This window comes from Ruegeria sp. BHSB064, assembly GCF_059613205.1.
This window is the reverse complement of sequence record NZ_JBXWSB010000144.1, coordinates 1-9755: the sequence shown is the minus strand read 5'-3', so window position 1 is coordinate 9755 and position 9755 is coordinate 1. Positions and strand designations below refer to the sequence as shown.

At 56.1% G+C, this 9755-nt stretch carries 9 protein-coding genes and 1 pseudogene; 4 read left to right on the top strand and 6 right to left on the bottom strand.

Translation table 11 applies throughout. The features are described 5' to 3' along the window. A pseudogene (glyA, locus tag AC2FNU_RS21775) lies at nucleotides 1-157 on the top strand (serine hydroxymethyltransferase); the annotation flags it as partial. 17 nt (nucleotides 158-174) lie between these two features. Further along, on the top strand, nucleotides 175-1152 hold the full coding sequence (locus AC2FNU_RS21770; RefSeq protein ID WP_496792430.1) for an HpcH/HpaI aldolase/citrate lyase family protein: 978 nt from the start codon (nucleotides 175-177) through the stop codon (nucleotides 1150-1152). 86 nt (nucleotides 1153-1238) lie between these two features. On the opposite strand, the gene AC2FNU_RS21765 is transcribed toward AC2FNU_RS21770, so the two are convergent. Then, entirely contained in the window at nucleotides 1239-1715 is a 477-nt protein-coding gene (locus AC2FNU_RS21765; protein ID WP_496792429.1) for an Lrp/AsnC family transcriptional regulator, read from the bottom strand. Between the two features lie 87 nt (nucleotides 1716-1802). Between AC2FNU_RS21765 and AC2FNU_RS21760 the strand changes: the two genes are divergently transcribed. Both AC2FNU_RS21760 and AC2FNU_RS21755 read left to right on the top strand, forming a co-directional pair. After that, nucleotides 1803-2813 (top strand): pyridoxal-phosphate dependent enzyme, encoded by a 1011-nt coding sequence (locus AC2FNU_RS21760; protein ID WP_496792424.1) that lies wholly within the window; start codon nucleotides 1803-1805, stop codon nucleotides 2811-2813. Further along, on the top strand, nucleotides 2806-3930 hold the full coding sequence (locus AC2FNU_RS21755; protein ID WP_496792420.1) for an amidohydrolase: 1125 nt from the start codon (nucleotides 2806-2808) through the stop codon (nucleotides 3928-3930). Before AC2FNU_RS21760 ends, AC2FNU_RS21755 begins: the two co-directional genes overlap by 8 nt. Nucleotides 3931-4026: 96 nt before the next feature. Here AC2FNU_RS21755 and AC2FNU_RS21750 read toward each other — a convergent pair whose 3' ends face one another. The 5 genes from AC2FNU_RS21750 to AC2FNU_RS21730 all read right to left on the bottom strand — a co-directional run bounded on the left by AC2FNU_RS21750 (nucleotide 4027) and on the right by AC2FNU_RS21730 (nucleotide 9681). Continuing rightward, entirely contained in the window at nucleotides 4027-4410 is a 384-nt protein-coding gene (locus AC2FNU_RS21750) for a carboxymuconolactone decarboxylase family protein (protein WP_171095340.1), read from the bottom strand. A 58-nt stretch (nucleotides 4411-4468) separates the two neighbouring features. Beyond that, entirely contained in the window at nucleotides 4469-6142 is a 1674-nt protein-coding gene (locus tag AC2FNU_RS21745; RefSeq protein WP_496792415.1) for a BCCT family transporter, read from the bottom strand. Nucleotides 6143-6176: 34 nt separating this feature from the next. After that, nucleotides 6177-7631: an aldehyde dehydrogenase family protein gene (locus AC2FNU_RS21740; protein ID WP_496792412.1), complete on the bottom strand. Its 1455-nt coding sequence runs from the start codon at nucleotides 7629-7631 to the stop codon at nucleotides 6177-6179. Nucleotides 7632-7705: 74 nt separating this feature from the next. Then, nucleotides 7706-8797 carry an aromatic ring-hydroxylating oxygenase subunit alpha gene (locus tag AC2FNU_RS21735; protein WP_496792408.1) on the bottom strand — a complete coding sequence of 364 codons (1092 nt, stop codon included), beginning with the start codon at nucleotides 8795-8797 and terminating at the stop codon, nucleotides 7706-7708. Then, on the bottom strand, nucleotides 8794-9681 hold the full coding sequence (locus tag AC2FNU_RS21730) for a MurR/RpiR family transcriptional regulator (protein ID WP_496792404.1): 888 nt from the start codon (nucleotides 9679-9681) through the stop codon (nucleotides 8794-8796). The genes AC2FNU_RS21735 and AC2FNU_RS21730 overlap by 4 nt, the downstream gene beginning before the upstream one ends. Nucleotides 9682-9755: the final 74 nt, after the last annotated feature.

The following is a 9755-nucleotide window of genomic DNA, read 5'->3' as shown; positions in this document are numbered from 1 at the left end:
TGGCGAGACCGAATTCCGCCAGATCGCCGACTGGATCATCGAAGTGGTCGACGGCCTGGCCGCCAACGGCGAAGACGGCAACGGCGCTGTCGAAGCCAAGGTCAAAGCCGAGGTCGCAGAGCTCTGCGCACGATTCCCGATCTATCCGAACTTGTAAGGCCAAGGACCCAACACATGAGTTTTCATACTATTGAACAAGCCCCAGCCCGTCTGAACCGCAGCGAGCTTGCCGTGCCCGGCAGCCAGCCTGGAATGTTTGAAAAGGCGGCAAAATCGGATGTGGACGTCATCTTCCTGGATCTGGAAGATGCCGTTGCACCGGACGAAAAGGAACAAGCCCGTAAGAACATCATTCAGGCGCTGAATGACATCGATTGGGGCAACAAGACCATGTCGGTGCGCATCAACGGGTTGGACACCCATTACATGTACCGCGACGTGGTGGATGTCGTTGAACAGGCTGGTGCTCGGCTGGATCTGATCATGATCCCCAAGGTCGGCACTGCTGCTGACGTCTATGCCGTTGATATGCTGGTCACGCAAATCGAAGACGCCAAAGGGTACGACAAGCGGATTGGGTTCGAACACATCATCGAAACCGCGCTAGGCATGCAAAACGTAAGCGAGATTGCTGCTGCCTCGAAGCGCAACGAAAGCCTTCACTTTGGTGTTGCCGATTATGCGGCGTCGACACGTGCTCGCACGACCATTATCGGCGGTGTGAACCCCGATTATTCGGTGCTGACAGATGCGGATGCTGATGGAGGCCGCCTGACACATTGGGGTGACATGTGGCACTATGCGCTTGCGCGTATGGTTGTCGCTGCCCGCGCCAACGGCCTGCGCCCAATCGACGGACCATTCGGTGATTTCCAGGACCCTGACGGTTATAAAGCTGCCGCCAAACGCGCCGCTGTTTTGGGCTGCGAGGGGAAATGGGCCATTCACCCCAGCCAGATTGCCTTGGCAAACGAGGTCATGTCGCCGTCCGACGCCGAAGTGACGAAGGCTCAGCGTATTCTTGTCGCCATGGCCGAGGCGGAAGCGGATGGGAAGGGAGCCGTATCTTTGGACGGCCGGTTGATCGACTATGCCTCGATCCGCCAAGCGGAAGTGTTGGTTGAAAAAGCGAGCCAGATTGCCGCTGCGTAAATGAAGTGACAGGGCAAAGACCAAATCAAATGCGCACGCGCGATCTTGGTCTTTGCCTCCCACCGATACCGGAAACGCGTGTGGCCCTAACCTGTGTCCTGATCTCTTACAGGAATGCCCAAACCGACTTTCTTTCGCCCCATCACAACAGAGGTACGAAACCGGCGGACGTTTGAATTGTCGAAGAACAGCCTTTTGGTAAGCTCTTCGAAATCATCCATATCGCGTGCAGTACAGATCAGGCAGAAGTCCGCATCACCTGTGATGTAATAGCACTGCTGAACCATGGGATCGGACTGTGCCTGGCGCGAGAAGGAGTCGATCTGATCCTGGCGTTCGCGTTCCAATTCGACCATGACAATGAAGCTCATCGCAACGCCCACCTTCTTGGGGTCAACTATTGCGACTTCAGATTGAATGGCACCAGAGGTTCTGAGCGCTTTGAGCCGCCGTTGCACTGATGCGACCGACAAGCCTGTTTCTGATGCAAGGGCTTCCAGCCCCATTTTTGCGTCAATTTGCATCAGTCGCAGCAAGTGGCGGTCGAAGTGATCGAGTTTCACAATATGCTACCCTTGATAGAGAAATTTTCCCGTAATGTTGTCAATATTGACCATAATTGATCAAGGCTAGCGCGTACAACATAGTGCATGGAACACACAACGATACTCGATGCAGAAAAACCGCTGGCGCTGCTGGCGGAATGCCCCGTTTACAGACAAAGCCCGTTGGAGACGCGCAGTTTCCGGGGGCGATCTATCCTCATCAAGGATGAAACCGACAGGATGGGCCTGGGTGCGTTCAAAGCTTTGGGCGGTGTTTACGCTGTTGCCAAGCTGATCGAAGCGCGTGTTAGTCGATCTTTGAAGCCCAGCGACTTTCTGAACGACACGGTAAAGGACGCGGCAGGATCGATGACTTTTGTGTGTGCCAGTGCAGGTAATCACGGCATGGCTGTGGCGGCTGGAGCGCGCCTCTTTGGTGCAGCGGCGCGCATCCATCTTGCCGAAACAGTCCCCGAAGAATTTGCCGTTCGTCTCCGGGCGAAAGGCGCAGCTGTTGTTCGATCCGGGGATGACTATGAGGCAAGCGTCGCCGCAGCCATCGCCGACGCCGAGGCAACCGGTGCCATTCACCTCGCCGATGGGTCGTGGCCGGGATACACCGAGCCTCCACGATTGGTGATGGAGGGTTATACCGTCATTGCCGAAGAAATGCGTAAGGCATTGTCGGAGACGGCTAAGTGGCCAAGCCATGTGTATTTGCAGGCGGGTGTCGGCGGGCTGGCCGCCGGCATTGCCTATATGATCCGGTCGAACTGGCCGGTGCAGCCAAAGATTACAGTTGTCGAACCAGATGCCGCACCCTGTCTTGGGGAAAGCGTCCGAGCCGGAGAAATCATCACAGTTGAAGGGCCGGTTTCCAACATGGGGCGGCTGGATTGCAAAACACCATCCATGCTGGCCTTGAATATCTTGAAACGCTGTGCAGACGACTGGGTTACAATCAGTGATCAACAGGCTCAGGACGCTGTAAGCAGCGCCTTCGATTTGGGTTTCTCGACCACGCCCTCCGGAGCAGCCGGGCTTGCCGCCTGCCTTGAGGGTGACGATGATTTGCCGTTGGTCATCTTGTCCGAAGGGGGCGTTTCTGATGCTTGATCTTGTTGCGTTTCGTCGTGATCTTCATGCCCATCCGGAAACCGGGTTTGACCTTGACCGGACCCCCAAATTGATAGCGACCGCGTTAGAGCGCGCCGGGCTTGAGGTCACCCGAGGTGTGGGTCGAACCGGAATAGTTGCCACCTTGCGCCGTGGTCCTGATGAGACCGCTATCGGGTTTCGCGCCGATATGGACGCGCTGCCAATTCACGAGATGACCAACTTGCCTTACCGATCAAAAACAGCGGGCAAGTTCCACGGCTGCGGTCATGACGGGCATAGCACAATGCTGCTTGGTGCTGCCTTGGCGCTTGCCGCAGACACATCGCTGGATCGGACCGTTCACTTCATTTTCCAACCGGATGAAGAGAACGGAAATGGGGCCGCAGCGATGATCGCTGACGGTCTGTTCGAACGATTTCCAATGTCTGCCATTTATGGGCTTCACAACATGCCGGGAATGGAATTGGGCCACTTCGCCACCCAGGCGGGGCCTTTCTGCGCGTTCGAGGACAATTTTGAAATCCGCATTCAGGGGCAGGGTGGTCATGCTTCCATGCCAGAGAAGGGCATTGATCCGATCGTGACCGGGGCGGCGATTGTCATGCAATTGCAATCTATCGTTTCGCGGTCCCTACCGCCCCGGGAACATGGCGTGGTTTCAATTACAGAGTTCCTGACAGACGGTGCACGCAACATCCTGCCCAGCAATGTCACCATACGCGGGGATTGCAGGGGGTTTTCCAAAGATGTGTCGGATTGCATCGAGCGCAGAATGCGCGCCATTGTTGACGGCGTTAGTGCGGCGCAAGGGGCGGTGTCAGAGGTCGATTACTCCACATCGTTTCGTCCTTTGATAAACGACGACAGAGCCACTGATGCGATCTCGGACGCTGCTGGCAAAGTTGGCACGCTTGATGCCGAATTTGGTCGGGTGGGCTTCTCGGAGGATTTTGCCGAGTTTCTCATGCATCGCCCGGGCGCGTTTATCCTTATGGGAAACGGGTTGGATGGGAACAATGCAATGCCGCTTCACAACCCGTCCTATGATTTTAACGATGAAGCGATCAGATACGGAATTGCGTTCTGGACCAGCCTTGCGCAGCGCGGTTTTTGAGTTTGACGCTCTGGGGATCCTTTTTCATAAAAGAAAAAGGGTCCCGACTGTTTGCAAGGACCCTTTAACTGAAGCGAAGGATATCGTGACGCGAGCTTAGTCCAGCAGGCCGCGTTCGGTCAGCACCTTACGTGCGACGCGGAAACATTCCAGAGACTGCGGGACACCGCAATAAATACCGATCACGTGAATGATCGAGCGGATTTCTTCTTTGGTCACGCCGTTGTTCAGAGCACCGTTGCAGTGAATTTCCCATTCATGCATCTTGCCAAGCGCGCCGATCATGGTGAGGTTCAGCATGGACCGTGTCTTGTGGTCAATCGTATCGTCGCCCCAGCCAAAACCCCAGCACCATGCGGTCATGGCCTCTTGGAACGGGCGGGTGAAATCGTCAGCGGCTGCAAGGTTCTTTTCGACATATTCGGCGCCCAGCGTGGATTTGCGCTGTTTCAGACCGTGTTCGAACAGGTTGTCGTCCATTTCTTTCTCCATTGGTGAACGGGCCGGCCTATACTATGACCGGCCCGGATTGGTTTGACTATTCTGCCGGGGTCGCTTCGGTTTCTACATCGTCAAAGACCGGCAGGCCCATCTTTTCGCGCTGACTATCCCGCCAGATTGCTTTGAGGACCGAAACGCCCATCAGAACCATGACCAGGCTGAATGGCAGCGCGCCGATGATCATGGCTGTCTGGATCGCCCCGAGGCCGCCAATCATCAGCAATGCGCCCACGACCAGCGCCAAAGCAGCGCCCCAGAACAGGATGTGCGGCCGCGCTTTAGGTCCTTCATCGCCGGCGGCATTGATGGTGTTGATGATCAGCACGGCTGAGTCAGCCGAGGTCACCAGGTATGTGAGCAACAGCACCACGACCATGATCGCAAACACCCAGGCCAGGGTTTCGCTGAGCATGACCGAAAGGGTTGCGAAAAGCTGGTCTGAAAGGCCGGTTCCAATGATCGCATTGTCCGCGACGCCCGAAAGCTCGAGCTCGATCGCTGTACCGCCAACCAGGGCAAACCAGACAAAGCACATGACGGACGGGACGATTGCCGCGCCAAGTACATATTCGCGAATGGTTCGGCCCTTGGAAATGCGGGCCAGAAAGACGCCGACAAAGGGTGCAAAAGCAATCCACCATGCCCAGTAGAATACAGTCCAGCCACCCTGCCAACCGGCCAATTGACTTGCGACCGAACCATCCACTCCATCGCTGTTCCAGACGGTGAACAAGAGCGCCGGTGTTGCCATCAGGTAGTCGTAGATGCCGACAAACAGCGCCTGCAAGCCAAAGAAAGTCGAGCCGAAGAACAAGAAGAAGGCAAGCAATGCAAAGCTGAGCGCCATGTTGATGTTCGAGAGCCATTTGATGCCTTTCCCGACACCGGACAACGCCGACAGAGTAGATGCGCCGATGATGACCAACAGCGCGACTGCGATTGCCGCTTTGGTTGGATCGCCCGCGTCGGTCAGAAGCCAGTCCCCGACACCAATCCGATGCAAGCCAGCAATAAACTGGTTGACGCCAAAGCCAAGCGTCTGCGCAACACCCAGAACGGTGGCGACAACGGCGACCACGTCGATGACGTGACCCAACGGGCCGGACAGCGATTTTCCGAAAATCGGTGTCAGCGCCGATCGGATAGTCAGCGGCAGGCCACGGCGGAACGAAAAGTAAGCCAGCGCAAGGCCAACGATGGCATAGCTGGCCCACGCGTGCAGGCCCCAATGTGAGAACGACCATTTATAGGCCGAACGCACGGCCTCTTCGGTGGATCCTTCTGCAAAGCCTTGGATGATGTCTGGATTGGTTTGGAAGTGGTAGATCGGCTCACCGGTTGCATATGTCAGCATCCCGATACCGATCCCTGCCCCGAACATCATCGAAAACCATGAAAAACGCGAGAATTCAGGTTTGTCTTCCGGGCGGCCAAGCTTCATGCGTCCAGACACCGGCAGGATCGCAAGAACGATGCAGGTCAGGAAGAAGAAGGCCATCACATAGACGTACCAGAAGTTGAACGACGCCAGGATCAACGAGTTCAATCCAGACAGAACCGAAGCGGCATTGTCAGGAAAGGCCACGGCCCAGATGACGAGCGCACCAATCAGAAGCTTGGCCGTGATGGTCACGTCTTTTGTGAAGCCGCGGTAGAACCCGCTGTCGGCGGTTTTGATGGGTAGTTCGGTAATTGGTGGTTTTATTGGCATGAGGTGTCCTCCCTATTGTTTTTGCGTTGGTGGATTAGCTGCGCAGCCGAATAGCCACGTTCTTGGTCTGGACGTAATTCCACAGCGCTTCGCGCCCCTTCTCCCGCCCATAGCCGGATTTCCCGTATCCACCGAATGGCGTTTCAACGCCGCCGGCGTACCATTCGTTGACAAAGACCTGACCAGCGCGGATCTGCCGCGCGGCCTGCGTCGCGCGGTCGATATCGCGGGTGAAAACGCCGCCAACAAGCCCGTAGGGAGTGCCGTTCGCGATCTCGATTGCTTGTGCGTCGTCACGGAACTTCAGAACAGACAGAACCGGTGCGAAAGCTTCTTCATTCGCGATGTTCATGTCAGGGGTGATGTTGGTCAGGATGGTTGGTTCCAGATATGCGCCGGGGATATTCATCTTGCGCCCACCTGTGGCTGCGGTCGCCCCAGCCGCAATCGCGTCGGAAACCATACCAGCCGCGCGATCACGTTGCGCTTCACTGACCATCGGACCCATGTTCGGACCAAATTCACCCCGTTCGATACCCGGACCGACGGACAGGTTGCTTGCCACGTTCGAGATGCGTTCGATCAGTTCGTCATGGCGGCTTTCATGCACGATCACGCGGCTCATTGCTGAACACACCTGACCGGCGTTGAAAAAGATCCCCCAGCGTACGTCGTTTTCGAAGGCTTCCAGATCCGCGTCATCATGTACGATGGCTGCAGATTTTCCGCCAAGCTCCAGGACGCAGGGCACAACATTGCGCGCGGCGGCGCTGGCGATTGCGATGCCGGTTGGCACCGAGCCTGTAAAGACGATCTGATTGACATGCGGATGCGCCGAAAGCGCGGCACCTGCCTCGTGACCCAGGCCGCAGAGGATGTTGACAGCGCCTTTCGGCAAGCCAACGGCCTCGGCAGCATGCGCAAACCAGGCATTGGTCAAAGGTGTCAATTCAGGGGTTTTGATGACAACGGTATTGCCCGTGGCCAAAGCCGCCGACAAGGACCGGGCAGTCATCTCGACAGGATAGTTCCATGGGATGATTTGTGCGGACACACCGAACGGCTCATACGTGGTGAAATCGAAGTAGCTCGCTCCAAGCGGAATGGACCGGCCTTCGACAGTTTCAGCCTGATTGCCGTAGTATTCGAAATAGCGCGCCGCACCTTCGATTTCGACGCGCGCTTCCCAGAGCGGTTTTCCCTGTTCAAGGGTCAGAACGCGAGCAATCTCGTCAATGTTGTCCAGCAGGTAGCGGCCCATCGCCTGTACCATTCGGCCACGTTCCACAGGACGTAAATCGCTGAGCGCACCTGACAGATGCACGCGGCGGGCCGCCATGACCGCACGATCCACGTCACCGGCATCGGCCAGCGCCTGTTCAGCTAGTTTTTCGCCAGTTCCCGGGTTGAACACATCGATCCGACCTGCGCCACCATCGATCCAGGTGCCGTCCACATAATTCTGCCAATACGGCTTAACGTCTTGCATTTCGCGCATCTCCAAAGCGTCGGAGGGCAATGAATTACCCTCCGACGCACATGTTGTTTTGAGTTTGTCTGGTTTTATTCCACGGCTTCACGCATCCATTGCTGGAGCTTGGCGATGGAATGTTCGCTCATGACACCGCAGCTTGGGTCCAGAACCAGCGGGCCGGGAACATACCCTTTGGATTTCAGTCCGCGGTGAACGGATTCAACAAGGCGGATGTCTTCCTCGACCGTGGTTTGGCGGTCCTGTACGGCGAGGCCCCGGATCACGTCGCTTTCATGACCGCCTTCGGTATACCAGCCGCGCCAGACGGTACAGGTGTCCACGGTATTGGCGCGCCAGTGATAGGTGTTCAGCACGTTGCCCGGATAGCACTGGAACGAGAACATGGGCCACAGGAACCACGACTGATAGTCGCCTGCATGCTTGTTGCTGTCCAGATCGATCGGATAGGTCATCTTATCCAATGCCTGGCATTCGGTGGTGTGACGCAGCACATAGCCACCGTCTGCATCCGGTTGAATGTCATAGGTTTCAGGCTTGATCACCCCTTCGGCGAAGGTGGGGTGGTTCGAGGGGCAGTGGTAGCATTCGGAATAGTTCTCGATAGAAACTTTCCAGTTGCAGTTTTCCGGAATCTCGACCCATTCAAGCGGTGCCAGGTCATTGATGTTTGGCACGTATTCCGAAATCTCCTCGCGCACGCCCGGATACCATTCGTCCATGGGCGCGGCATCTTTGTCGAGGTTGACGAAGATAAAGCCCAGGAAGTCCTCGGTACGTACCTCGGTCAGGCAAATCTTTTCGCGCTGGAACCCGGGAACGTTTTTGACGTTGGGCCCCGCACGCAAACCGCCGGTCAGCTCATAGGACCATTGGTGGTAGGGGCAAACGACAACCCGCGTGTTGCCGGTGCCAGTGACCATCTCGTGGGCGCGGTGCTGGCAAACGTTATAGAAAGTGCGGATGACGTTGTCGCGGCCACGTATGGCAAACAGGTTCTGTCCAGCTATTTCAAACGCGAAATAGTCGCCGACATTGGGGATGTCATTGGCGTGCCCTGCATATTGCCAGGTCCGCATCAGAAGACCATTCATCTCTTTTTCAAAGATCTCAGGGTCGGTGTAATAGCTGGCGTCCAGCGAATGGGTCAGCGGGGCATTCATGTGTGTTCCTCCTGGTAAAGGCCAAGCTGATGACGGCGTATGTGAAACTTTTCGACCCGCTCGACGATCTCATCGCTGGACACTGCTATAACAAAGCTGAGCAGTGTTTCTAACAGAGCAATTGTAGACACGGAGGAAGGGAAGAATTGAGGGGTATCTACTGACACAACAAAACTATGATGTGCAGACAAGATTATTGGACTGGCCGGCGAGTCGGAGATTCCAATGACGGTTACTCCTTGCTTTATCGCGGTCTGCACTGCTTCGACGACTTCAGTGCGATAGGGGTGGCACGTAATGGCAATCAGGACATCCTGCTCGTCCGCCCATGCCAAATCATCAATCGCCGTTGATCCGGGCCGTGGAATCGCGTGGAAATCGGTCATACCGGTACGGGCCAGATACGTGAAGTTGGACGCGTTCGAATTGTTTATTCCGACGCCCAGAGTATAGATGGATCGCGCCGACCAAATAGTTTCCGCAGCAGATTGTAGCCGACTGGCATCAATGTCCGCAAAGGTCTCTTCGATGTTTCGAATGGCTGAACCCAGCAAGTCTGCATAAAGCCCGCCCAAGTCGCCAGAGCGACTGATTCCCTGCAGCCAACGTGCGCGGTCGGGGAAGGAGACTTCGCTGCGGCGAATCTCATCTCGAAAAGGTTCCCGAAAGTCTCCGTAGCCCTCAAAGCCGATTTGTCTGGCCATTCGTACGACGGTGTTCGGTTTGACACTGGCGGCCTCGGCTATCTCGCGCACAGTGGAAACGCCAACTTCTCTGGGGTTTTCCAGAACATACCGTGCGGCTTTCTGTGCTTCAGGGGTCAACAGCGACAATTCTTGTGACAGGCGTCCCAGAACCTCGCTTGAAACATCTGTACCATTCATTGTGAGTCTCGGTATGTACATTTGTGCCGTTAGACGTTGACACTGGTACATATGTGGCAATAGGAAGTCCACAG